Annotated in this window: 25 protein-coding genes; 10 read left to right on the top strand and 15 right to left on the bottom strand. The window is 70.9% G+C overall.

Annotated features, from left to right (window positions below; genetic code table 11):
* Nucleotides 1-9: 9 nt before the first annotated feature.
* The 7 genes from R9Z33_RS01570 to R9Z33_RS01540 form a co-directional block, all read right to left on the bottom strand.
* Nucleotides 10-240, bottom strand: coding sequence for a twin-arginine translocation signal domain-containing protein (locus R9Z33_RS01570; RefSeq protein WP_318649544.1), 231 nt, complete (start codon nt 238-240; stop codon nt 10-12).
* Between the two features lie 27 nt (nt 241-267).
* Nucleotides 268-1,050, bottom strand: coding sequence for a molecular chaperone TorD family protein (locus R9Z33_RS01565; RefSeq protein WP_318649543.1), 783 nt, complete (start codon nt 1,048-1,050; stop codon nt 268-270).
* A gap of 122 nt (nt 1,051-1,172) precedes the next feature.
* Nucleotides 1,173-1,865: a DUF3306 domain-containing protein gene (locus R9Z33_RS01560; protein WP_318649542.1), complete on the bottom strand. Its 693-nt coding sequence runs from the start codon at nt 1,863-1,865 to the stop codon at nt 1,173-1,175.
* On the bottom strand, nt 1,865-2,365 hold the full coding sequence (locus R9Z33_RS01555; RefSeq protein ID WP_318649541.1) for a DUF3305 domain-containing protein: 501 nt from the start codon (nt 2,363-2,365) through the stop codon (nt 1,865-1,867). The genes R9Z33_RS01560 and R9Z33_RS01555 overlap by 1 nt, the downstream gene beginning before the upstream one ends.
* Nucleotides 2,362-3,390 (bottom strand): DUF6352 family protein, encoded by a 1,029-nt coding sequence (locus R9Z33_RS01550; RefSeq protein ID WP_318649540.1) that lies wholly within the window; start codon nt 3,388-3,390, stop codon nt 2,362-2,364. The genes R9Z33_RS01555 and R9Z33_RS01550 overlap by 4 nt, the downstream gene beginning before the upstream one ends.
* Entirely contained in the window at nt 3,387-3,935 is a 549-nt protein-coding gene (locus R9Z33_RS01545) for a DUF6505 family protein (protein ID WP_318649539.1), read from the bottom strand. The genes R9Z33_RS01550 and R9Z33_RS01545 overlap by 4 nt, the downstream gene beginning before the upstream one ends.
* Nucleotides 3,920-4,639 (bottom strand): biotin/lipoate--protein ligase family protein, encoded by a 720-nt coding sequence (locus R9Z33_RS01540; RefSeq protein WP_318649538.1) that lies wholly within the window; start codon nt 4,637-4,639, stop codon nt 3,920-3,922. Before R9Z33_RS01540 ends, R9Z33_RS01545 begins: the two co-directional genes overlap by 16 nt.
* A gap of 81 nt (nt 4,640-4,720) precedes the next feature.
* Here R9Z33_RS01540 and R9Z33_RS01535 point away from each other — a divergent pair, with 81 nt between their 5' ends.
* Together R9Z33_RS01535 and R9Z33_RS01530 are read left to right on the top strand one after the other, a co-directional pair.
* Nucleotides 4,721-6,748, top strand: coding sequence for a 4Fe-4S binding protein (locus R9Z33_RS01535; protein WP_318649537.1), 2,028 nt, complete (start codon nt 4,721-4,723; stop codon nt 6,746-6,748).
* A 59-nt stretch (nt 6,749-6,807) separates the two neighbouring features.
* Entirely contained in the window at nt 6,808-7,755 is a 948-nt protein-coding gene (locus tag R9Z33_RS01530; protein ID WP_318649536.1) for an MBL fold metallo-hydrolase, read from the top strand.
* Between the two features lie 7 nt (nt 7,756-7,762).
* Here the strand turns inward: R9Z33_RS01530 and R9Z33_RS01525 are convergent, their stop codons facing one another.
* The 6 genes from R9Z33_RS01525 to proB form a co-directional block, all read right to left on the bottom strand.
* Nucleotides 7,763-8,167, bottom strand: a complete 405-nt coding sequence (locus R9Z33_RS01525) for an ATP-binding protein (protein ID WP_318649535.1) — start codon at nt 8,165-8,167, stop codon at nt 7,763-7,765.
* On the bottom strand, nt 8,164-8,508 hold the full coding sequence (locus R9Z33_RS01520; protein ID WP_318649534.1) for an STAS domain-containing protein: 345 nt from the start codon (nt 8,506-8,508) through the stop codon (nt 8,164-8,166). The genes R9Z33_RS01525 and R9Z33_RS01520 overlap by 4 nt, the downstream gene beginning before the upstream one ends.
* 89 nt (nt 8,509-8,597) lie before the next feature.
* Nucleotides 8,598-9,035, bottom strand: coding sequence for a hypothetical protein (locus R9Z33_RS01515; protein ID WP_318649533.1), 438 nt, complete (start codon nt 9,033-9,035; stop codon nt 8,598-8,600).
* Nucleotides 9,036-9,051: 16 nt separating this feature from the next.
* Nucleotides 9,052-9,204: a hypothetical protein gene (locus tag R9Z33_RS01510; protein ID WP_318649532.1), complete on the bottom strand. Its 153-nt coding sequence runs from the start codon at nt 9,202-9,204 to the stop codon at nt 9,052-9,054.
* 85 nt (nt 9,205-9,289) lie between these two features.
* Nucleotides 9,290-10,081: an undecaprenyl-diphosphate phosphatase gene (locus R9Z33_RS01505; RefSeq protein ID WP_318649531.1), complete on the bottom strand. Its 792-nt coding sequence runs from the start codon at nt 10,079-10,081 to the stop codon at nt 9,290-9,292.
* Nucleotides 10,081-11,202 (bottom strand): glutamate 5-kinase, encoded by a 1,122-nt coding sequence (gene proB / locus R9Z33_RS01500; protein ID WP_318649530.1) that lies wholly within the window; start codon nt 11,200-11,202, stop codon nt 10,081-10,083. The genes R9Z33_RS01505 and proB overlap by 1 nt, the downstream gene beginning before the upstream one ends.
* A gap of 98 nt (nt 11,203-11,300) precedes the next feature.
* On the opposite strand from proB, the gene R9Z33_RS01495 reads away from it, so the two are divergent.
* Both R9Z33_RS01495 and R9Z33_RS01490 read left to right on the top strand, forming a co-directional pair.
* Nucleotides 11,301-11,924, top strand: a complete 624-nt coding sequence (locus tag R9Z33_RS01495; protein ID WP_318649529.1) for a YjbF family lipoprotein — start codon at nt 11,301-11,303, stop codon at nt 11,922-11,924.
* A 78-nt stretch (nt 11,925-12,002) separates the two neighbouring features.
* On the top strand, nt 12,003-12,527 hold the full coding sequence (locus R9Z33_RS01490; RefSeq protein WP_318649528.1) for a CHAP domain-containing protein: 525 nt from the start codon (nt 12,003-12,005) through the stop codon (nt 12,525-12,527).
* A 28-nt stretch (nt 12,528-12,555) separates the two neighbouring features.
* On the opposite strand, the gene acnA is transcribed toward R9Z33_RS01490, so the two are convergent.
* Nucleotides 12,556-15,246: an aconitate hydratase AcnA gene (gene acnA / locus R9Z33_RS01485; protein WP_318649527.1), complete on the bottom strand. Its 2,691-nt coding sequence runs from the start codon at nt 15,244-15,246 to the stop codon at nt 12,556-12,558.
* A gap of 56 nt (nt 15,247-15,302) precedes the next feature.
* On the opposite strand from acnA, the gene ccmA reads away from it, so the two are divergent.
* The 3 genes from ccmA to R9Z33_RS01470 all read left to right on the top strand — a co-directional run bounded on the left by ccmA (nt 15,303) and on the right by R9Z33_RS01470 (nt 16,988).
* On the top strand, nt 15,303-15,905 hold the full coding sequence (gene ccmA / locus R9Z33_RS01480) for a heme ABC exporter ATP-binding protein CcmA (RefSeq protein ID WP_318649526.1): 603 nt from the start codon (nt 15,303-15,305) through the stop codon (nt 15,903-15,905).
* On the top strand, nt 15,902-16,552 hold the full coding sequence (gene ccmB / locus R9Z33_RS01475; protein ID WP_318649525.1) for a heme exporter protein CcmB: 651 nt from the start codon (nt 15,902-15,904) through the stop codon (nt 16,550-16,552). The genes ccmA and ccmB overlap by 4 nt, the downstream gene beginning before the upstream one ends.
* Before the next feature lie 76 nt (nt 16,553-16,628).
* The gene (locus R9Z33_RS01470; protein ID WP_318649524.1) at nt 16,629-16,988 is read left to right on the top strand and encodes a hypothetical protein; all 360 of its coding nucleotides are present in this window, start codon (nt 16,629-16,631) and stop codon (nt 16,986-16,988) included.
* A gap of 152 nt (nt 16,989-17,140) precedes the next feature.
* Here R9Z33_RS01470 and R9Z33_RS01465 read toward each other — a convergent pair whose 3' ends face one another.
* Nucleotides 17,141-17,557 carry a hypothetical protein gene (locus tag R9Z33_RS01465; RefSeq protein WP_318649523.1) on the bottom strand — a complete coding sequence of 139 codons (417 nt, stop codon included), beginning with the start codon at nt 17,555-17,557 and terminating at the stop codon, nt 17,141-17,143.
* Nucleotides 17,558-17,728: 171 nt separating this feature from the next.
* On the opposite strand from R9Z33_RS01465, the gene radA reads away from it, so the two are divergent.
* The 3 genes from radA to purF are packed head-to-tail and all read left to right on the top strand — an operon-like array spanning nt 17,729 to nt 21,226.
* Entirely contained in the window at nt 17,729-19,129 is a 1,401-nt protein-coding gene (radA, locus tag R9Z33_RS01460; RefSeq protein WP_318649522.1) for a DNA repair protein RadA, read from the top strand.
* Nucleotides 19,130-19,175: 46 nt separating this feature from the next.
* Nucleotides 19,176-19,736 (top strand): CvpA family protein, encoded by a 561-nt coding sequence (locus tag R9Z33_RS01455; RefSeq protein ID WP_318649521.1) that lies wholly within the window; start codon nt 19,176-19,178, stop codon nt 19,734-19,736.
* Between the two features lie 11 nt (nt 19,737-19,747).
* Nucleotides 19,748-21,226 carry an amidophosphoribosyltransferase gene (gene purF, locus R9Z33_RS01450; RefSeq protein ID WP_318649520.1) on the top strand — a complete coding sequence of 493 codons (1,479 nt, stop codon included), beginning with the start codon at nt 19,748-19,750 and terminating at the stop codon, nt 21,224-21,226.
* The last annotated feature ends 2 nt before the right edge of the window (nt 21,227-21,228 follow it).

Raw genomic sequence — 21,228 nt, 5'->3', positions numbered from 1 at the left:
CTCCCGGGCTCAGGTTTCGTAGCGGTTGGTGCGGTAGAAGGCCTGCACCGAGGGCGAGTTGGGCTGGTAGCGCGCCGCGACGCGGGTGGCCGCGTTCTCCTTGCGGGCGTCACGCGCCGGCACGGAATCGGCGCGCTGCGCCAGCGCCGGCGTCACGGCCGCCGCCGCGGCGGCGGTGCCGAAGCCCAAGGTCTTGAGGAACCCACGGCGCTTGCCGGCCGTCTCCTGTTCATTCGCCATGGCGATTCTCCTCTCCCTTCAAAAAAGTCAGGCCGGCAGCTCGGCCGCGGCCAATTCCACATCCATCAGCGCGCGGCCCAATTCGCCGACGGGCCGGTAGAACACCGCCGCCTGGGCCACGCACAAATCGCTGAAGCAGCGCATCGCCCAGGGGCGGATATGCCGCTGGAACATCGCATCGGCCTCCTCCGGGACGCCGCCGCGGAGCAGGCCCGCCATCACCTCACAGAGGAAGGCGATGTGGTCCTCGGGCTCATGCACCCCGGCGGAGCGGGCAATGCCCAGCCGCTTGAGGTCGGAGCGCAGCTCGGCGAGCGGGCGCTCATGCAGGAAGCCGGTCAGGTAGTAGGAGGCGTAGGGCAGCAACTCGCCGCGCCCCAGGCCGATGAAGAGCTCGTGATACTCGCGCTCCAGCGCCGCGGGCTCGGCCGCGCGGGCGGCGGCGGCGAGCGCGCCCAGCGCGCGGCCGATGGGCGAGTCATCCGCCGGGATGGCGGTGAGACGCGCGAGCAGGGCAGGGTCCGGCACGTCGCTCAGCAGATGGCCGAGCAGGGCGTAGAGGTTGGCGCGGCCCTCGCGCAGCGGATCGGCCGCCTGGGCCGAGGGGGCGGGCCAGAGGTCGGGGCGCAGGGCGTGGCGCGAGATGCCGGTCGCGGCCTCGATCTCGGGCACGCGTTCGGCGGGAACACCCTGTTGTTTCCAGAGGAAGACCGTGCGGCGCGCGACATTGAGCGCCGACTGGAAGGCTTCCATGCCCCCAGCCGCGGCGATGGCTGCGTCTAGCCCGCCTGTCTGTGTTCCCCGGTCCATTGAGATGACAGTGCAGAAATCTTGCACCGGCGTCAACCGGGACGAACAAAACAGGCCGCGTTTTCAAAGACTTATATGAGAATGCGAAGCATTCTCAAAAGACGGCAGGCGCAAACCGGCCTTCAGGCGGGCATGGCGCCGCCATGGCGGCGCCGGGGCGGCGGCGGCGGCTCCTCCAGCGTGGGCGGCGGCACCGGCAGCGGCGCCTCGCTCAGGCGGATCGGGTCCAGCGCCAAGATGTCCTGGCTGTCATCCGAAGCGGACGGTCCTTCCACCAGCAGGGGCTCTTCCGCCGGCGGCGGCTCGCCTTCCGGCTGTGGCTGGCCGGCCTCGGCCAGGGCCAGGGCGCCGGGCGGCGGTTCGGCCGGCTTCTCCTCCTCCGCCTCCATCTCGCCGATGGCCTGGTTGACCAGCTTCCGCAGCGCCTCGCCCGTCTCGGCCAGCACATTGCTGAAGCCATGCGGCAGGCCGCCCGGGGTGTTGAAGTCCCAGGCGTAGTCGAGCGGGCTCATGTAGTCGCGGATCAGCGGATCAGCGAGCCAGGCCTTGCGCAGCGCGGCATTCCGCAGCGCCTGGGGCACGCCGGGCTTGAGGAAGACGGTGAAGTCGCTGCTCGCATCCAGCGTCTCGATGGGCGGCAGGGTGGAGATGTCGAATTCCGGCTCGGGCGGCGGCGCCTCGGCCACCGGTTCGGGCTCGGGCTCCGGCTGCGCCTGGACCGGCGGGGCGGGTGGTTCGGGCTCTGGCACCTCCTCGCCGCGCTTGCGGCGCGACCAGCGGCTCAGGAAGCCGAGCTTTTCCGCCTCCTCCGGCATCACACGCGGCCCTTCCGGCCCAGCGAATCGATGTCCTGCCGGTCGCGCTTGCGCTTGTGGAATTCGCGCTCGACGTGATGGGTCGCGACGAAGCTCGCCAGCAGCACGGCGAGGCCGGGTGGCAGCGGCAGCGCCTCGATCAGGTCGGAGGGGCCTTCGGTGTAGATCTCGGCCTCGCCGGGATCCACCGTCACGGCCTGGATGCTCATGCCCTCCGGCGTGTCGCGCAGCACCACCCAGATGCGCGGCTCGGCGGCTTCCAGATTGTCCTTGTAGTTGGGCGTGTCGGTGCGATGGAGCTTCACCTCCGCCGTGCCGGCGAAGAAGACCTCTCGGCCATTCTCCTCGCGCAATCTGGTCCAGGCGGGAACGGGCGGCGCCTCCTCCAGCACGGCCAGGGCGCGCCAGACATGGGACTGCCAGATGGTCACGCCCGGCCGGCGCTCGGCCAGGATGGCCACGGGGATGGTGAGTTCGGAGGGGAGTGCCGCTTCGCTCATGCCGCCTTCTCCGCTTCCACCAGCGGCAGGCCGCTCACCAGGTTCTGCGGCTTCATCCGCACGCGCTGCGCCGCATCCATGGCCAGCGCCAGATAGACCGGCCGCCCCTGGGCGCGCTTCACGACCCGCGTCGGATCCTCGAATTCCAGCACGCCCAGCCAGAGGATGCGGGCGAGGTCCGCCTGCTTCACCTTCTTGCCGTCCCACAGCGCGTTCGCGATGCGCGTGGCCTCCGCATCCAGGCCGACATGCCAGGTCCAGTTGCGGTCCTCGATGACGGGCACCGGCTTGATCCGCACCGTCTCGCCGAACATGTGCCGCGTGAAGCGCTCCAAAGCGCGGGCCAGGCCGAACTGGCCCTGGCGCGATTCGGCGATGTCCAGCGCCATGTCATGTGCGTCGGAGCGCGCCTTGTAGCCGGGCGCATTCTCCTCGCTCAGCACGTCCAGCTCCACCTCGCGGGGCGGGGCGCCGGCCTCGGTCAGCAGGCGGCCAAGTGCGCCGAGATCGCCATCGGCGTGGCGGGCATCCACCACCTCCTCATCGGCCAGCAGGGTCGCACCCTGGGTGATGGCGGCGCGCTGGGTGCGGAAGAGGCATTCGGCGGCGCGGAGCGTGAAGGCGTCGCCCTCGCCCTCCATCGCGGCGCGGGCGACGAGGTGGGTCAGCATCTGCAGGAACAGCGGCGGGATGCCGCCGACATTGCCCCGGAAGAGCTTGAGCCAGGCGGCCTCCAGCGTCGGCTCGGCGGCGACCTTGTCGCGGAAATTCAGGAAGACCTGCCAGTTCTCGCCGGCGTCGGGGTCGGCCAGGCCGGCCGGATCCACCACGGCCAGCGGGCTTTCCATCAGCCGCGCATGCAGCGCGCGCTCGGCATCGCAGGCTTCCTCGGGCGGCACCAGTTCGGGCCGGGCGAGGAAGGCACGCCAGAGATCGGGCGTCGCGCGCAGCCGGCCTTCCGCATCGAGGTCGCAGAGGTGATGGCCGGAGGCGACCCAGAAATCACCGGGGGAAAGGAGCGTCATTTGCGGGCCTTGATGAGCGCGGTGAGGTCGGGGGAATCGGGTGGCGCCTCCTCCTCCACCTGGGAGATGGCGAAGACCGGCAGGGCACCGAAATCGTGATGCGGCGTCTCGCGCCGGTGCAGGGTGCGGAAGGCCTCGCGCACCTCACCGCCCTCGTCATGGCTGCGGTGCAGGGCGAAGACGGTGCCGGTCGGCTGGTCGCAGAGGGATTCGGCGAAGGCCAGCTCCTCGGCCGCCGCCGCACGGGCGGCGTCGCGGTCGGGCGCGCCATGCTCGGCCTGGATATGGGCGGCCAGCGATTCCAGCACCTCGGCGCGGGTTTCGGGCGCGATCTCGGCCACCTCGACCAGGGTGGACCAGCCGAAGCTGGACAGCCCCAGGAAGCCGCTGCGGAAGGCCTGCTGCCGCTTGCCGGAAAGCGCCTCGGGCGCGTCATCCCAGAATTGGAAGCCGCCGGGCACGGCCCATTCGCCAGGCTCCGCCGCGCGGGGGAAGATCAGCGTGTCGGAGGGGTCGAGGCGCAGGGTTCTCAGGAGATGGGCCATGTCTCGCGCCCCCCCTCGCGGTGGATCACCAGCGCGCCCGTGTTGGGGTCGATGCCGCGCTTCACGCCCTTCTCGCCCGCCGCTTCCTCCAGCCGGGCCAGGTATTTCTCGGCCACGCGGCGCGGGCCGCGGGCGTTCCACTCATCCATGTTGGCCATCAGATGCCGCGCCCAGGCCTCGGTCAGCCCGGCGGGAGTGAGGTCCTCGAAGCCTTCCTCCTGGAGGGAGGTTTCGCCCGGGCGCTCGCCCGGCGTCACCGATTCCGGCCAAGCGAGCCGCAGCTCGAAGCCCACCACCATCCAGTCGGGGATGGCGTCCTCGGTTGCGCCCTCGGGCAAGGCGAGGCGCATCTGCCCCACCACGCCGCCATTCACGGCCAGCGTGCCTGGCCAGCGCCAGGTGACCGGCAGCTCGGGCGGGGCGATGGCCGAGAGCGTATCGGCCAGGGCATTGGCGGCGGCGAGATAGGCAAGGCGCGCGGGGCCGAGCGGCCGGTCGGGCTCCAGCACCACCGCCGCCTCGGCACGGTTCAGGGCGCGGACCCAGACCAGCGTGCCGGCCCCGCTGGCGATGGGCGAAGCCCCCTCGGGCGCCAGTTCCACCGCGCGGGCCATGGCATCGCCCCCCTCGCGCAGCATCACGGGCGCGAAGAGGCTGGGCAGTGGCGGCAGGGTGTCGCCCCCTCCCTGGTGGCCGGTATGCACGGTTGGGGTCCCCCCATCTATCCTGACTTGCGTGTAAGGATATAAGCGCCCGCAACGCCGCCGGGAAGGAAGCCAGCCCTGATGACCGCATCGCGCATCGCCTTTGTGTGCTCCTGCGAGGACACGATGACGCTGGACGGCAAGGCCCTCGCCAAGGGCTGCGCCGCCCAGGGGGCCGAGCTGCGCACCGCCGAGCATCTCTGCCGCAGCCAGATGGACCGCTTCCTCAAGGCTCTGGGCGAGAACCGCCCGGTCACCGTCGCCTGCACGCAGGAGGCGCCGCTCTTCGCGCAGGAAGCCGAAGAAGTGGGATTCGACGCCCCGCTCGACTTCGTGAACGTCCGCGAGCATGGCGGCTGGAGCGCCGAGGGCGGCGAGGCGGGGCCGAAGATGGCGGGCCTGCTGGCCGCCGCCGCCGTGCCGCTGCCGGGCATCTCGCTGGTGTCGATGACCAGCCAGGGCATCGCGCTGATCCTGGGCCGCGATGCGGTGGCGCTGGAGGCGGCGCGCGCCCTCTCGGACAAGCTCGACATCACCGTGCTGCTGACCGGCGAGGAGCCGGTGACCCCCGCCCGCCGGGTGGAATTCCCGGTGTTGCGTGGCCGCGCGCGCTCGGCCACCGGGCATCTCGGCGATTTCACCGTGGTGGTGGACGACACCTCCGCCGCCTCGCCCGCCTCGCGCGGCACCTATCTCTGGGGCGAGGGCAAAAACGGCACGCAGAGCCGCTGCGACGTGATCCTGGACCTCTCCGGCCGCCCCGCCCTCTTCCACGAGACGCGCCAGGGCTACCTCCGCGCTGATCCGAATGACGCGGTGGCGGTGGCCAAGGCCATGGCGGCGGCGGGCGAGCTGGTCGGCACCTTCGACAAGCCGCGTTTCGTGAATTTCGAGCAGGGGCTCTGCGCGCATAACCGCAACAAGAAGACCGGCTGCACGCGGTGCCTGGACCTCTGCCCGACCGGCGCCATCACGCCCTCCGGCAAGGATTGGGTGAACGTCTCCAACGAGATCTGTGCCGGCTGCGGCGCCTGCGCCGCCGTCTGCCCGACCGGCGCCATCCAATACGCGCTGCCCACCGCCGATGCGCTGGCGCGGCGCATGCGCGCCATGCTGCTGGGCTTCGCCGAGGCCGGCGGGCGCGATCCCATCCTGCTCATTCATGACGACGCGCATGGCGAGGCGCTGATCGATGCCCTCGCCCGCCATGGCGAAGGCCTGCCCGCCCGCGTGCTGCCGCTGCGCGTGAATGAGGTGAGTCAGCTCGATCTCTCGCTGCTGGCCGGCGCCTTCGCCTGGGGTGCGGCTGGGCTGCGCCTGCTGATGCCGGCGCGGCGCGGCCACGGGACCGAGGGCGTGTTCCGCAACCTCGACTATCTCAACGCCGCGCTGGAGGGCATGGGCCTGGGCGCCCGCGCCGCCGCGATCGAGACGGATGACCCCTTCACCCTGGGCGAGGCGCTGTCCGCGCTGAAGCCGCTGCGCACCCGCTGGACGGCGGATAGCTTCCTGCCGCTCGGCGCCCCGCGCGAGGTGATGCGCCAGGCCTTCCGCGCCCTGCATGGCGCGAGCGGGGCCACCGCGACCCAGGTGGCGATGCCGGAGAAGGCGCCCTTCGGCCTCGCCAAGGTGGACACCGAGGGCTGCACCCTCTGCCTCTCCTGCACCATGGTCTGCCCGACCTCGGCCTTCACCGCCAATCCGGACACGCCGCAGCTGCGCTTCCTGGAGGATGCCTGCGTGCAATGCGGCCTCTGCGCCGTGACCTGCCCGGAGAAGGTGATCACGCTGGAACCGCGCCTGAACTTCGCGCCCGAGGCCGCGCGGCCGATGGTGGTGAAGGAGGAGCCGCCGGCGGAATGCCCCTCCTGCGGCAAGCTCTTCGGCATGAAGTCGAGCGTCGAGCGGGTGAAGGCGAAGCTCGTCGCCTCCGGCCACTGGATGTTCCAGGACCCGGCGCGCCTCGCGATGCTGGACCTCTGCGAGGATTGCCGCGTGACAGCGGCGACAAACGCCGCGCTCGACCCCTATGCCACCACCGAGCGCCCGAAGACCAAGACGACCGAGGATTATCTGCACGAGGCGGAGCGGGCAAAGAAGCTGAATTGAACCGCTGGACCAGCGCGGCGCGCGGTTTCATGCTCCCTCGCAACACGGGAGGAACCATGATGACCCTGCGCCGCCGCCCCCTGCTCGCCGCGCCCGCCCTGCTCGCGGCGGCCCCCGCCCTGGCCCAGGCGCCAGCGACCGCGCCGGTCGCACAGGCGCCGGGCTGGTTCCGCTTCCGGGTGGGCGGCTTCACCGTCACCACCATCTCGGACGGCTTCGCCCGCCGCAACATCGAGGGGTTGGTGCTGAACGCGCCCGCTGACACGGTGCGCGCCGTTCTGGCGGAATCCTTCCTGCCGACGGATCATTACATCGGGCCCTACAACGTCACCTTCGTGGACACGGGCCGGCTGCTCATCGCCTTCGATGCCGGCACGGGCGGGCAGCTCACGCCCACCGCCGGGCGGCTTGGTGCCAACATGGCGGCGGCGGGGCTGGATCCCGCGCGCGTCGGGCTCGTCATCGTCACCCATTGCCACCAGGACCATATCCACGGCCTGACCACCGCCGAGGGCGCGGCCGCCTTCCCGAACGCCGAGATCGCCATCGCCGCCGAGGAATTCGCCTGGTGGAGCGATGCGGCGAATGAAAGCCGCAGCCCGCAGGGGCAGCGGGTGAACTTCGCCAATGTCGCGCGCCGCTTCGCGCCCTATCAGGGCCGCATCCGCCGCTTCGCCCCGGGCGCCGAGGTCTCGCCCGGCATCACCAGCGTGCCGGCCTTCGGCCATTCGCCCGGCCATACCGTGTTCCGCGTGAGCGATGGCGGTGAGCAGTTCCTGGTGCTGGCCGACATCACCCACCGGCCCGAGCTCTTCGCCCGCCGCCCCGACTATGCCTCGCTGTTCGACTTCGACGGCGCGGCGGCAGGGGCCAGCCGGCGGCGCATCCTCGACATGGCGGCGACGGACCGCATCCGCGTCACCGGCTATCATTTCCCCTTCCCGGCCACCGGGCATCTCGCGCGCGAGGGCGAGGGGTATCGCTTCCATCGCGACGCCTGGGGCTGACTTCGGCTCAGCCGAAATGCAGCACGAGCCGGTTGCGCCCCGCCTCCGCCCGGTATTCGCGCGCGGTGGTATAGGCCGTGACCAGCCCGAGGCCGAGGCCGCCGGGCGTCGCCGCTTCCAGGGAAGGGGGCGGGCCCGCCGGCGCGGCCACCGTCAGGTCGAAGGGCAGGGCGTCATCCTCCACCGTCACGCGCAGCGGCGCCGGCTCGATCCGCACCGTGACCGAGATGCCGCGCGCCGTGGCGGGGCGGGCATGCATGACGAGGTTCGCCACCACCTCCTCCAGGCAGAGCTGGATGGCGTAAAGCTGCCGCTCCGTCAGCCCGAGGCCGGGCGCCTGCGCCGCGACCCAATCCGCGAGGCGCGGCATCTCCGCCAATTCGGCGCGGAGATGCAGCGCGCGGATGGTCACGCCTGGGCCTGGGCCTGGGCCTCCGCTTCGGCCAGGTCATGCGCGATGGGGATGAGGGTCGTGGTGCCGCTGGTCACCAGGACCTCCTCGACGAGGGGAATCGGGCGGTAGAGCACCATGCGGCCGGATTTGCTGCGCATGGACTTGGCCCCCATGATCAGCGTGCGCAGGCCCATCGAGGCGAGGAACTCGACTCCGCCCAGATCCACCACCACGGCCCGGTTGGCGGCGGTGACGGCGGAAAACTGCACGTCGATCTTCATCGCGCCCATGATGTCCAGCCGGCCCTTGAGCCGGATGACGGCGACGCCCGAGGGCAACTGCTCGAAGCTGATATCCACGCGAAATCCCCATGCTGGTCGTCACAGCGCATAGAAGCAGCCCGGCCGCTTGGGGAGTGACAGTTTTGTGGCAGGCGGTCCATGCCCCGTCAGGGGGCCTGGATCGCCAGCTCGATCAGCCCGTCGGCCCCGCGACGATCCCGCCGGAACAGCGCCTGGCGGGCGTCGGAGATATAGCCGAGGCGCGGGTCGCGCATCGGCTCGCCGGCGCGGGCGGGGTCGGTGCTGCGGGTCAACAGGCGCGTGGCCGTGCGCTCGAGCAACTCGTTCGCCAGGCCGATCTGGCCCGCGCGGATCGCCACCTGTGCTTCCTTCAGCCATTCACGCGGGCCGGCCAGCTCGCCCAGCGCGTCAATCTGGCGGCTGTCGCGGTTCTGCAGGGGAACGGAGGGCTCGCCCAGGCGCCGCATCTCGCGCTGCTGCTCGGCGATGCTGTCCGGCGGCGCCGCGGCGCCGGGGCCGGGCCAGGGTTGCGCCCCGGCGGGCAGGGCCAGAAGGCCCGCCGCCAGGATGAAGGAGGCTCGCATCGCGCGCCCCACCCGCTCAGTAGCGCTGCAGGACGACGGGCGGCGGCATCACCACCTGGGGCTGCACCGGCCGCTCCTGCACGACGATGGGCGTGGCGGCAGGCGGGTTGTTGACGGTGCAGGCCGCGAGCAGCGGCAGGGCAAGCAGGGCGGCAAGGGAGAGACGCATGGTCGGAACCTCCGGCGGGGCAGCCACCCTTGGCTGCCATCCCACGGAGAACGCCGCATGGCCCGCCACGGTTGCGCGGGCGCGCTCAGCCCAGGCTGAGCGCGACCAACATCACCGTGCCGATGACGATGCGGTACCAGCCGAAGGGCGTGAAGCCGATGCGGCTGATCACCGCCAGCACCGCGCGCACCGTCACCAGCGCGACGACGAAGGCGGTGACGAAGCCGATGCCGATCTGGCCGATTCCCTCCAGGGAGAGCTCGTTGCGCGCCTTCAGCAGCGAATAGGCCGCCGCCGCCAGCATGGTCGGGATCGCGAGGATGAAGCTGAACTCCGCCGCCGTCTTGCGGTCCACGCCGCAGAGCAGCGCGGTGATGATGGTCGCCCCCGAGCGCGAGGTGCCCGGGATCATCGCCAGCGCCTGGCCGAAGCCGATGAGGATGGCGGCGAGCGGCCCGATCTCCGGCACGGAGCGAATGGTGGGCACGCGAATGGTGCGCTCGATCACGATGATCGCGATGCCGCCGACGATCAGCGCGATGCTGACCACCCAGGGGTTGAACAGCAGCGCCGTGATGGTGCCGTGCAGCGTGGCGCCGATCACCATTGCCGGCAGGAAGGCGAGCGCGATGTTCACCGCGAAATAGCGCTCGGGCGTGCGCGGCTTCCACATGCCGCGGGCCACGTCCCACAGCTTGCGCCAGAAGACGAGGATGACGGCGAGGATGGCGCCGAGCTGGATCGAGATCTCGAAGACCTTGCCAGGCGGGCCCTGGAAATCCAGCAACTCCCCCAGCAGGATCAGGTGGCCGGTGGAGGAGATGGGAAGGAACTCGGTCAGCCCCTCCACCACGCCCATCAGGAAGGCGTTGAACATCAGCGAGTCTCCTGCTCGGCCAGCACCATGTCGTCGCGGTGGATCAGCTCGTCCCGGCCGCGCCAGCCGAGGATGGCCTCGATCTCGGCGCTGCGGTGCCCGGCGATGCGCACGGCATCCGCCGCGTCATAGGCGGAAAGCCCGCGCGCCAGCTCGCGCCCCGCCTCGTCCTGCACGCTGAGCGGATCGCCGCGGGAGAAATCGCCGCTCACGGCGCGCACGCCGGCCGGCAGCAGGGAGCCGCCGCGCTGCAGCGCGCGCGCGGCACCCGCATCCACCACCAGCACGCCAAGCGGCTGCAGGCTGCCGCCGATCCAGCGCTTGCGCGCCGTACGCCCCTCGGGCGAGGCGAGGAACCAGGTGCAGCGCTCGCCCTCGGAGAGGCGCTTCAGCGGGTGCGGCGCATGGCCCATCGCGATCGCCATGGCGCAGCCCGCCCCCGTCGCGATGCGCGCCGCGATGAGCTTGGTGCGCATGCCGCCGGAGGAATAGCCAGGAGGCGGTTCGCCCCCCATGGCCATGATCTCATCCGTCAGCCGTTCCACCACGGGCAGGTGCTGGGCCGCGGGGTCCTTGCGGGGGTCGGCGGTGTAGAGGCCGTCAATGTCGGAGAAAAGAATCAGCGCATCGGCCGAGATCATCTCGGCCACGCGGGCGGCCAGCCGGTCATTGTCGCCAAAGCGGATCTCCGCCGTCGCCACCGTGTCATTCTCGTTGATGACGGGCACGCAGCCGAGCTCGGCGAGCGTGGCCAGCGTGGCGCGGGCATTGAGGTAGCGGCGGCGATCCTCGCTGTCCTCCAGCGTCAGCAGCAATTGCGCGGCGCGCAGCCCCTGGCCGGCCAGCGCCTGCTCCCACGCGCCGGCGAGGCGGATCTGGCCGACCGCGGCGGCAGCCTGCTTCTCCTCCAGGCGCAGCGTCTTGCGGGTGAGGCCGAGCGTGCCGCGCGCCAAGGCGACGGCGCCGGAGGAGACCACCACCACCTCCGTCCCGCGCGCGCGGAAGGCGGCGATGTCGGCGGCGACCGATTCGAGCCAGGCGCGGCGCGGCTCCGCCTGCTCCACCAACAGGGCGGATCCGATCTTCACGACGATGCGACGGGCGGTGTTCAGGGGCGACATGGCGCGTTTCTCTGCGGCTTTTGCGGCGGTGCGTCCAGCCTCCCCGCGGCAGGGCGAAATCCCCTCGACACAACCGGGGCGTGTTCGCATCATCCGGCATGCGCGCTTTCCTGCCCATCGCCCTCCTCGCCCTGGCCGGCTGCACCAGCGATTCGACCTTCGGCGGGTTCCTGCCGGGCGGCGAGCCAGACCGCCTGGCCATCGCCGAGATCGAGAGCGCCGAGGCGGAGGAGAGCGGCGAGGTGCTGCGCCTCGCGCTCGGCCGGCGGCGCGCCAGCGCGGTGCTGATCCAGCAGCAAGGCACGCGGCGCATGTGGCGCGCGCCCGGCGGCGTGGTGGTGGCAACGGATGGCGCGCGCGTGGTCGGGACCGCCGGCCTGCCGCAGATGGTGATGGCCACCCGCTTCGACGGCCCCGACCCGCTGACCGACCCGCGCGCGCTGCTGACGCGCACGGCGGAAACCCGGCGCCTCGTGGATGTCTCCGGCGCCTCGCGCGACCCCGCCAGCATGCGCTTCGGCCTCTCCTTCGATTGCCGGCTGCGCGCGGCCGAGACGGAGGATGGCTACATCCTGGTGGAGGAGCGCTGCCGCGTCCCCGGTCTCTCGCCCGTGGTGAACCGCTTCTGGGCCGAGCGCGAGAGCGGCGCCGTGGGCTATGCCGAGCAGTGGATCGGCCCCGGGATCGGCCCCCTCGCGCTCGACTTCCAGCCAGCCGAATGATCGCGCTTTTTTCGCACGCCGGTTTCCGGTAAAATCATCCGGCTGCCTCGGGGGAGGCGGCTTTGGGGGTTTCTACAGGTGACGAGCGTCTTCCACGCCAGCCGTCGGCGCTGGTTGGGGCTGATCGCGCTATCCGCGCTGGCGGGTTGCGGCACTTCGCGCGCGCCCACGCCCTCGGGCGTGCCGGGGATGGGCCCGGACATGCAGCTCTCCTGCGTGCCCTATGCGCGCGCGCGCTCAGGCATCGAGCTGCGTGGCGATGCCTGGCAATGGTGGGATGCGGCGGCCGGGCGCTACACCCGCGCGCGGCGCCCCTCGCCGGGCAGCGTCATCGTGCTGGCGCGCACCCGCCGCCTGCCGACGGGCCATGTGGCCGTCGTCTCGCGCGTCGTCTCCGCGCGGGAGATCCGGGTGGACCATGCGAACTGGGCGAGCGGTGCCGCGCGCGGGCGCATCGCGCAGGACCAGCCGGTGATCGACGTCTCGCCCGGCAATGACTGGACGCAGATCCGCGTCTGGTATCCGCGCATCAACGACTACGGGAACACCGTCTTCGCGGCGCACGGCTTCATCCTGCCGCGGATGCAGATGGCCGCGCGGTAAGGCCGCGCGGCCACCGGCCAGGGCGCGATCAGGCGGCCTTGGCCATCTCGCGCAGCACGTAGTTCAGGATGCCGCCATTGCGGTAGTATTCCACCTCGTCGGCGGTATCCACGCGGCACAGCACCTGCGTCTTCACCACGCTGCCATCGGCGCGGGTGATCACCACGTCCAGCATCATCCGCGGCTTCAGGTTCTCGATGCCGAGGATGTCCACCTTCTCATCGCCCTTGAGGCCGAGCGTCTGGCGGTTCTCGCCCTCCTTGAAGACGAGCGGCAGCACGCCCATGCCCACCAGGTTCGAGCGGTGGATGCGCTCGAAGCTCTCGGCGATCACGGCCTTCACGCCCAGCAGGAAGGTGCCCTTGGCCGCCCAGTCGCGGGAGGAGCCGGTGCCGTATTCCTTGCCGCCGAAGACCACGAGCGGAACGCCCTCCTCCTTGTAGCGCATCGCCACGTCATAGATCGGCGCGACATCGCCCGAGGGGTAGTGCTTGCTGATGCCGCCCTCGATGCCGGGCACCATCTCGTTCTTGATGCGGATATTGGCGAAGGTTCCGCGCATCATGACCTGGTGGTTGCCGCGGCGGGCGCCGTAGCTGTTGAAGTCGGCCGGGCGGACCTGGTGCTCCAGCAGATATTCGCCGGCCGGGCTGGTCTTGCGGATGTTGCCCGCGGGCGAGATGTGGTCCGTCGTGATGCTGTCACCCAGCAGGCCCAGCACCCGCGCGCCCTGCACGGAGGCGAGCGGCTTCACATCCATGGTCATGCCCTCGAAATAGGGCGGGTTCTGCACGTAGGTGGAGCCGGCATTCCAGCGATAGGTGTCGCTGCCCGCATCCACCTTGATGGCCTGCCACTGCTTCGGACCCTTGAACACGTCCGAGTAGCGGGACATGAACATCTTGCGCGTCAGCACCTCATGGACGGTGGCGTTCACCTCTTCCTGGGTGGGCCAGATGTCGGCCAGCATGACGGGCTTGCCGTCGCTGCCGATGCCGATCGGATCCTTGCCCATGTCGAGCTTCACCGTGCCGGCCAGCGCATAGGCGACGACCAGCGGCGGCGAGGCGAGGTAGTTCGCGCGCACATTGGCGTGCACGCGGCCCTCGAAGTTGCGGTTGCCCGAGAGCACGCCGGCGACCACCAGCTTGTTCTCCTCGATGGCGTCCACCATCGCATCCGGCAGCGGGCCGGAATTGCCGATGCAGGTGGTGCAGCCATAGCCCACCGTCTGGAAGCCGATGGCGTCCAGGTCGGCCGAGAGGCCGGCGGCGTCCAGGTAATCCGTCACCACCTGGCTGCCGGGGGCGAGCGAGGTCTTCACCCAGGGCTTCGGCTTCAGGCCCTTGGCGCGCGCCTTACGTGCCACGAGCCCGGCGGCGACCAGCACATAGGGGTTCGAGGTGTTGGTGCAGGAGGTGATGGCGGCGATCACCACATCGCCATGGCCGAGGTCGAAATTCGCGTCGGCCACCTTCACGCGCTTGTTCGCCTCGTCGCCCGGCACGCCCATGGCGCCGGCGGCGAGGTCCTTGGCGAAGGAGGCGCCGACATTGACCAGCGCCACGCGGTCCTGCGGGCGCTTCGGGCCGGCCATCGAAGGCTCGACGGTGGAGAGGTCGAGCTCGAGCGTGTCGGTGAAGACGGGGTCGGGCGTGTTCTCGTCGCGGAACATGCCCTGCGCCTTGCAGTATTCGCGCACCAGCTTGATGCGGTGCTCGTCACGGCCCGAGAGCGTGAGGTAGCTCAGCGTCATCTCGTCCACGGGGAAGAAGCCGCAGGTGGCGCCGTATTCGGGGGCCATGTTCGCGATGGTCGCGCGGTCGGCCAGCGGCATATGCGCGAGGCCGGGGCCGAAGAATTCGACGAACTTGCCGACCACGCCCTTCTTGCGGAGCATCTGGGTCACGGTCAGCACCATGTCGGTGGCGGTCACGCCTTCCTTGAGCTTGCCGGAGAGCTTGAAGCCGATCACGTCGGGGATGAGCATGGCGATGGGCTGGCCGAGCATCGCGGCCTCGGCTTCGATGCCGCCGACACCCCAGCCCAGCACGCCCAGACCGTTGATCATCGTCGTGTGGCTGTCCGTGCCGTAGCAGCTGTCGGGATAGACATAGGTCTCGCCCGCCACGCTGTTGGTCCAGACGACCTGGCCCAGATATTCCAGGTTCACCTGGTGGCAGATGCCGGTGCCGGGCGGGACCACGCGGAAATTGTTGAAGGCCTCCTGGCCCCAGCGCAGGAACTCGTACCGCTCGCCATTGCGCTCGAACTCGATGTCCACGTTCTTCTGCAGCGCGCTGGCGCTGCCCGAGACGTCCACCATGACCGAGTGGTCGATCACGAGGTCCACGGGGACCAGCGGGTTCACCTTGCGCGGGTCACCGCCCAGGTTCAGCAGCGCGTCGCGCATGGCGGCGAGGTCCACCACGGCGGGGACGCCGGTGAAGTCCTGCAGCAGGATGCGGGCCGGCTTGAACGGGACTTCCTTTTCGGAATGGCCGGCCTGCACCCATTCGGCGATCGCCTTCGCGTCATCCACCGTGTAGCTGCGGCCATTCTCGAAGCGCAGCACGTTCTCGAGCAGCACCTTCAGCGAGAAGGGCAGGCGCGAGATGTCGCCGATCTGCTTGGCCGCTTCAGGCAGGCTGAAGTAGTGGTAGGTCTTGCCATCCACGGAGAGCTGGCGCGCCGTCTTCAGGGTGTCGGTCCCGTTCATGATTTTCTTCCTCACTCTTGCGCCGCGCTTTTAAGCATGGCCTTGTGGAGAGGTCCATGGAGGCCGCCCTGCTCGAAGCGCGAGAATTGGCCTGTTGGCGGTCGGAACGCCTTGTCTTCGCCGGCCTGTCCTTCGCGGTTTCCCCAGGCGAGGCCCTGCTGCTGACCGGCGCCAATGGCGCGGGCAAATCCTCCCTGCTGCGGCTGCTCGCGGGGTTGATTCCGGCGGCGGAAGGAAGCCTGGCCTGGGATGGCGCCGATTGTCTGGCGGACCTGCCGGCGCATGGCGCGCGCACGCGCTACATCGGCCACCAGGATGCGCTGAAGCCCGCGCTGACGGCGCGCGAGAACCTCTCCTTCTTCGCGCGCCTCTGGGGCGGCGAGGTGGCGGCGGCGCTGGAGGCGCTGGACCTCACGCCGCTGGCCGAGCTGCCGGCGCGGGTGCTCTCCTCCGGCCAGAAGCGGCGGCTGGCGCTGGCGCGGCTGGCCCTGGCGCCCGCCCGGCTCTGGCTGCTGGACGAGCCCTCGGTCGGGCTGGACGCGGCCTCGGTCGCGCGCCTCGGGCCGCTCTTCGCCGCGCATCGCGCCGCGGGCGGCATGATCCTGGCGGCGACTCACCTGCCCCTGCCGCTGCCCGACGCACGGGAGCTCCGGCTGTGATCGCGCTGTTGCTCCGCGAGCTGCGCCTCGCCATCCGCCACCCGGCCGATACGCTCTCGGCCGTGATGTTCTTCGTACTGGTGGCGGCGATGTTCCCCTTCGGCGTCGGCCCCTCGCCCGAGCTGCTGGCCCGCCTCGCTCCCGGCGTGCTGCTGGCGGCCGCCCTGCTCGCGGCGCTGCTGCCGCTCGACCGGCTGTTCGGCGCGGAGGCGGAGGATGGCTCGCTCGACCAGCTCCTGCTCTCGGGCCTGCATCCGGCGGGCATCGCGGCGGTGAAGGCGCTGGGGCACTGGATCACCACGGGCATCCCCCTGGTGCTGGCCACGCCGCTGGCGGCCGCGCTGCTCAACCTGCCGACCGAGGCCTGGCCCGCCGCGATGCTGGCGCTCGGCCTCGCCTCGGCCATCCTCTCGGTCTTCGGCGCGGCGGGCGCGGCGCTGACGCTGGGTGCCAGGCGCGGCGGCGTACTGCTGCCGCTGCTGGTCCTGCCGCTTTCCATCCCCGCGGTGATCTTCGGCGCGGCGGCCATCGAGGCGGCGGCGAGCGGCCTGCCGCCCCGCCCCTACCTGCTGCTGGAAGCCGCGATCCTGGCGCTGGCGGCCCCGCTCGCGCCGCTCGCCGCCGGGGCGGCGCTGCGCGGCGATTGAGGCCAGGCCGCGCTTAGGCGGCGGTTAACCTTCATCCCATAGGACGGGAACGTTCTCAGTTGGATGGAGCGATCCCATGCGCCGCATTCTGGCCCTCTCGGCCTTCGCCTGCCTTCTCGCCGGCCCCGCCCTGGGCGCGAGCACCCTGTGCGGGGGCCGCGTGGAGGTGCTGGCCGTCAGCCCGAAATGGCATGAGCACGCGCCGGGCCGCGCCGCGACGGGCATCAGCGTGGCCGTCGCCAATCGCACCGGCGAGGCGATCCTGCTGCAGCCCGTGCTGATGACGGGCGGCGGGCGGCCGCAGATGGGCCTGCCGCTGATGCTGGTGCGCCAGGGCCAGACGGTCTTCGCGCTCCGCCTGCCGGAGGAGCAATCCGCCGGCCTGCCGCCCGAGACGCTGCTGCGCGGCCTCGGCGCCTCGTGCCGCATGGGTTGAGGCCGCCCGGAAACAGGGCCCCCGGCGGGGCCAATGGGGGGGATCACCCCGCCGGGGTTGCCGCCGCGCCTGGGATGGGGAAGTGGCGCGACGACCTGCTCGGACGAGCCGCCTTGCGGCTACTCATCCCGAGGAGGGGTGGCCGGCCGGACTCAGGCGCCCGAGCGGTGCAGGACCCGGCAGGTGACCGTGGTGCCGGCGGCCAGGTCATGCGGCACGTTCAGCCCGCCGGTGCCCGAGGGATTGGCCAGCGTCGCCACGCCGATCTGGATCGGCTGCGAGGTGCCCCAGGGGCCGAGGCGGCGGCCATGCGGGCCACCACCGCCGGGGATCACGATGTTCCGCGTGTCGCGGAAGGTCACCTCGATCTGCAGCGACTGCTCGACCATGCTCTGGATGATCACGAAGTAGGAGACGGTGCTGCGCGTCGGGGTGGCGTGGGTCGTGCTGTAGAAGCTCGCCGCCTGGACCATGCCGTTGCAGTAGGAGTTGCCCTGGGCCGAAGCCTCGCCGAGGGGCAGGATGCCGATCGCGGCGGCGGCCAGGCCGGTGAACAGGTGCTTTCTCATCTCAGTCGCTCCTTCGGGTCCGTCTCGGTGGGCGGGACCGCCGCTCCGATGAACGCAAGCTAGGCCGCATTCGGGGGCGCGGCCAATCTGTTCCGGCGACGCCACCCATCGGCGCCGCCTATCGGCCCGGCGCCCTTGCGGGGCGGTTGCGTTCTATTTATGTTCCATCGCATGGCCAAGGACCGCACCCGCTTCACCTGCCAATCCTGCGGCGCAACGCACCCAAAGTGGCAGGGCCGTTGCGATGGCTGCGGCGAATGGAACACCCTGGTCGAGGAGAGCACGGCCCCCCGCGCGCCGGGGCCCGCCGGCAAGGCCCCGCCCGGGCGGGGCATCAGCTTCGTCGGCCTCGCGGGGGAGAGCGCCCCGCCGCCCCGACACCTGACGGGCATCGCCGAGCTGGACCGCGTGCTGGGCGGCGGCTTCGTCCCGGCCTCCGCGGTGCTGGTGGGCGGCGATCCGGGCATCGGCAAATCCACCATCCTGCTCCAGGCCGCCGCACGCATGGCGATGGCGGGCAAGCGCGTGCTCTATATCTCGGGCGAGGAGGCGGTGGCCCAGGTGCGGATGCGCGCGCGCCGCCTGGGCCTGGCCGAGGCCCCCATGGCGCTCGCCGCCGCCTCCGCCCTGCGCGACATCCTGGCAAGCCTGGAGGCCGAGACGGAGGCGACCCTCGTCGTCATCGATTCGATCCAGACCATGTGGCTGGACGCGCTGGATTCGGCGCCCGGCACCGTGGCGCAGGTGCGGACCTGCGCGGCGGAGCTGATCCGCTGCGCCAAGGCGCGCGGCTTCGCGCTGGTGCTGGTGGGGCACGTCACGAAGGAGGGGACGCTGGCCGGCCCCCGCGTGCTGGAGCACATGGTGGACGCCACGCTCTATTTCGAAGGCGACCGTGGCCACCAGTTCCGCATCCTGCGGGCCACCAAGAACCGCTTCGGCGCGACCGACGAGATCGGCGTTTTTGAAATGACCGAGGGCGGCCTGGTCGAGGTCACCAACCCCTCGGCGCTCTTCCTGGCCGAGCGGCGGGGCAACATCTCGGGCTCGGCCGTCTTCGCCGGGCTGGAGGGCACGCGGCCGGTGCTGGTGGAGGTGCAGGCGCTGCTCTCGCCCAGCAATGGCGGCTCCCCCCGCCGGCAGGTGGTGGGCTGGGAGGGCGGGCGGCTCTCCATGCTGCTGGCCGTGCTGGAGGCCCGCGCCGGGCTCAGCTTCGGGCAATCCGACGTCTATCTGAACATCGCGGGCGGCCTGCGGATCAATGAGCCGGCGGCGGACCTGGCCGTGGCGGCGGCACTCACCTCCGCCATCACCGACCGGCCGACCGACCCCGACGCCGTGTATTTCGGCGAGGTCGGCCTTTCGGGCGAGATCCGGCAGGTCTCCCAGGCGGAGCAGCGCCTGCGCGAGGCGCAGAAGCTCGGCTTCTCCGCCGCGGTGCTGCCGCGGAGGGTCGCGCGCGGCAACAAGCCGCCCGCCGCCATCGAGGGCCTGCGCCTGACCGAGGTGGGCCACCTGGCCGATCTGGTGGCCCCCTTCGCCGCCGGGACGCTGAAGCGGACGCGCGAATGACCCCAAGGTGACAGGAATCGCTGCCCCCGCTACATGGCAGCGCAGCATGACCTGGGCGGATGGCATCCTTCTCCTCGTGATGGTGGCCTCCGCCATCCTGTCCTTCCTGCGCGGCTTCGTGCGGGAGTTCCTGGGCATCGCCGCCTGGATCGGCGCGGCTTTGGCCGGCTTCGCACTGCTCGACCACATCAAGCCCCTCATGGAAGGGACGATCGAGCCCGACTGGCTGGCCGATGGCGTGGCGGTAGGCGGCGTCTTCCTGGTGGTGCTGGTGGTGCTGAAGCTGCTCATCCACGCATTGGCGGGCAGCGTGCAGCGCAGCCCTCTGGGGGGTGTGGATCGTTCCCTGGGCGCCATATTCGGTCTGGCGCGTGGCGCCTTCATCGCGGTCCTGGCCTATGTGCTCGCGGGGCTCTTCGTCCCCGCCATCGAGCGCTGGCCCGAACCCGTGCAGGAGGCCCGGGCGCTGCCCTATGTGGTGGATGGGGCCCGGTGGGTTGTCGGCCTGATGCCGGAGGAGTATCGCCCCCGCATCGCTGCACCGCCGGAACGCCGCGTGCCCACGCAGGAGGACCTGATGCGTCCGCCTGCCCGAAACCGAAGCTGAAGGTCACTCCCATGCCCCTTCCCGCCGCAGCCGCCCCTGGGTTTGGCCTCCCGGGTGATGACGACAAGTTCCATGAGGAATGCGGGGTCTTCGGGATCTGGCGGCACAAGGACGCGGCGGCGCTCACCGCCCTCGGCCTGCACGCCTTGCAGCATCGCGGGCAGGAGGCCTCGGGCATCGTCACGCTGGATGACGCGGGCATGTTCCATTCCCACAAGGGCCTCGGCCTGGTGGGCGACATCTTCGGCGATGCCAAGGTGATGGCCGGCCTGCCCGGCCGCGCCGCCATCGGCCACAATCGCTACGCGACGACGGGCGAGACGGCACTGCGCAACGTGCAGCCGCTCTTCGCCGATTTCGAGTTCGGCGGCTTTGCCGTCGGTCACAACGGCAACCTGACCAACGCCGCCGTGCTGAAGCGCGCACTGGTGCGCCGCGGCTGCCTGTTCCAGTCCACGACGGACAGCGAGGTCTTCGTCCATCTCATCGCCATCAGCCTCTATTCCACCGTGCTGGACCGGCTGATCGACGCGCTGAAGCAGGTGCAGGGCGCCTATTCGCTGGTGGCGCTGCACAATGGCGCGCTGATCGGCGCGCGTGACCCCTTGGGCGTGCGGCCGCTGGTGCTGGGGCGCCTGGGCGATGGCTGGGTGCTGGCCAGCGAGACCTGCGCGCTCGACATCGTCGGCGCCGAATTCGTGCGCGACATCGAGCCGGGCGAGATCGTCATCATCGACGATGCCGGCATCCGCTCGGTGAAGCCCTTCCCCAAGGCCGAGAACCGTTTCTGCATCTTCGAGTACATCTATTTCGCGCGCCCCGATTCCGTGGTCGAGGGCACGCCGGTCTATGAGACGCGCAAGCGCATCGGCGCCGAACTCGCGCGCGAGAGCCATGTGGCGGCGGATGTGGTGGTGCCGGTGCCCGACAGCGGCGTGCCCGCCGCCATGGGCTATGCCGTGCAGGCCGGCATTCCCTTCGAGCTCGGCATCATCCGCAACCACTATGTCGGCCGCACCTTCATCGAGCCGACGGACCAGATCCGCCACCTCGGCGTGAAGCTGAAGCACAGCGCGAACCGCGCCATGCTGGAGGGCAAGCGCGTGGTGCTGGTGGATGACAGCATCGTGCGCGGCACCACCTCGAAGAAGATCGTGGAGATGGTGCGCCAGGCCGGCGCGGCCGAAGTGCATATGCGCATCTCCTCGCCGCCCACCATCAACTCCTGCTTCTACGGCATCGACACGCCGGAGCGCAGCGAGCTGCTCGCCGCGCAGCATGACCTCGCCGCCATGGCGAAGCTGATCGGCGTGGACAGCCTGGCCTTCATCTCGATCGACGGCCTCTACCGCGCGCTTGGCCGCGAGGGGCGGGACCCGGCGGCGCCGGCCTATTGCGACGCCTGCTTCACCGGCGACTACGCCATCCCGCTCACCGACCGCACCGACAACACCGAGGCGCGCGGCAGCCTGCTCAAGGCCGGCGCGTGACC

This window comes from Sediminicoccus rosea (genome assembly GCF_033547095.1).
In the GTDB taxonomy this organism is placed as follows: Bacteria; Pseudomonadota; Alphaproteobacteria; order Acetobacterales; family Acetobacteraceae; genus Roseococcus; species Roseococcus rosea.
Note: the sequence above shows the minus strand (reverse complement) of the source record. Positions and strands in the feature narration are given on the sequence as shown.

Bases quoted from the DNA above. Each gene is read 5' to 3' on its own strand.
- R9Z33_RS01570 (WP_318649544.1), bottom strand. From the start codon at position 240: ATGGCGAATGAACAGGAGACGGCCGGCAAGCGCCGTGGGTTCCTCAAG.
- R9Z33_RS01565 (WP_318649543.1), bottom strand. From the start codon at position 1,050: ATGGACCGGGGAACACAGACAGGCGGGCTAGACGCAGCCATCGCCGCG.
- R9Z33_RS01560 (WP_318649542.1), bottom strand. From the start codon at position 1,865: ATGCCGGAGGAGGCGGAAAAGCTCGGCTTCCTGAGCCGCTGGTCGCGC.
- R9Z33_RS01555 (WP_318649541.1), bottom strand. From the start codon at position 2,365: ATGAGCGAAGCGGCACTCCCCTCCGAACTCACCATCCCCGTGGCCATC.
- R9Z33_RS01550 (WP_318649540.1), bottom strand. From the start codon at position 3,390: ATGACGCTCCTTTCCCCCGGTGATTTCTGGGTCGCCTCCGGCCATCAC.
- R9Z33_RS01545 (WP_318649539.1), bottom strand. From the start codon at position 3,935: ATGGCCCATCTCCTGAGAACCCTGCGCCTCGACCCCTCCGACACGCTG.
- R9Z33_RS01535 (WP_318649537.1), top strand. From the start codon at position 4,721: ATGACCGCATCGCGCATCGCCTTTGTGTGCTCCTGCGAGGACACGATG.
- R9Z33_RS01530 (WP_318649536.1), top strand. From the start codon at position 6,808: ATGACCCTGCGCCGCCGCCCCCTGCTCGCCGCGCCCGCCCTGCTCGCG.
- R9Z33_RS01515 (WP_318649533.1), bottom strand. From the start codon at position 9,035: ATGCGAGCCTCCTTCATCCTGGCGGCGGGCCTTCTGGCCCTGCCCGCC.
- R9Z33_RS01510 (WP_318649532.1), bottom strand. From the start codon at position 9,204: ATGCGTCTCTCCCTTGCCGCCCTGCTTGCCCTGCCGCTGCTCGCGGCC.
- R9Z33_RS01505 (WP_318649531.1), bottom strand. From the start codon at position 10,081: ATGTTCAACGCCTTCCTGATGGGCGTGGTGGAGGGGCTGACCGAGTTC.
- proB (WP_318649530.1), bottom strand. From the start codon at position 11,202: ATGTCGCCCCTGAACACCGCCCGTCGCATCGTCGTGAAGATCGGATCC.
- R9Z33_RS01495 (WP_318649529.1), top strand. From the start codon at position 11,301: ATGCGCGCTTTCCTGCCCATCGCCCTCCTCGCCCTGGCCGGCTGCACC.
- acnA (WP_318649527.1), bottom strand. From the start codon at position 15,246: ATGAACGGGACCGACACCCTGAAGACGGCGCGCCAGCTCTCCGTGGAT.
- ccmA (WP_318649526.1), top strand. From the start codon at position 15,303: ATGGAGGCCGCCCTGCTCGAAGCGCGAGAATTGGCCTGTTGGCGGTCG.
- R9Z33_RS01470 (WP_318649524.1), top strand. From the start codon at position 16,629: ATGCGCCGCATTCTGGCCCTCTCGGCCTTCGCCTGCCTTCTCGCCGGC.
- R9Z33_RS01465 (WP_318649523.1), bottom strand. From the start codon at position 17,557: ATGAGAAAGCACCTGTTCACCGGCCTGGCCGCCGCCGCGATCGGCATC.
- radA (WP_318649522.1), top strand. From the start codon at position 17,729: ATGGCCAAGGACCGCACCCGCTTCACCTGCCAATCCTGCGGCGCAACG.
- R9Z33_RS01455 (WP_318649521.1), top strand. From the start codon at position 19,176: ATGACCTGGGCGGATGGCATCCTTCTCCTCGTGATGGTGGCCTCCGCC.
- purF (WP_318649520.1), top strand. From the start codon at position 19,748: ATGCCCCTTCCCGCCGCAGCCGCCCCTGGGTTTGGCCTCCCGGGTGAT.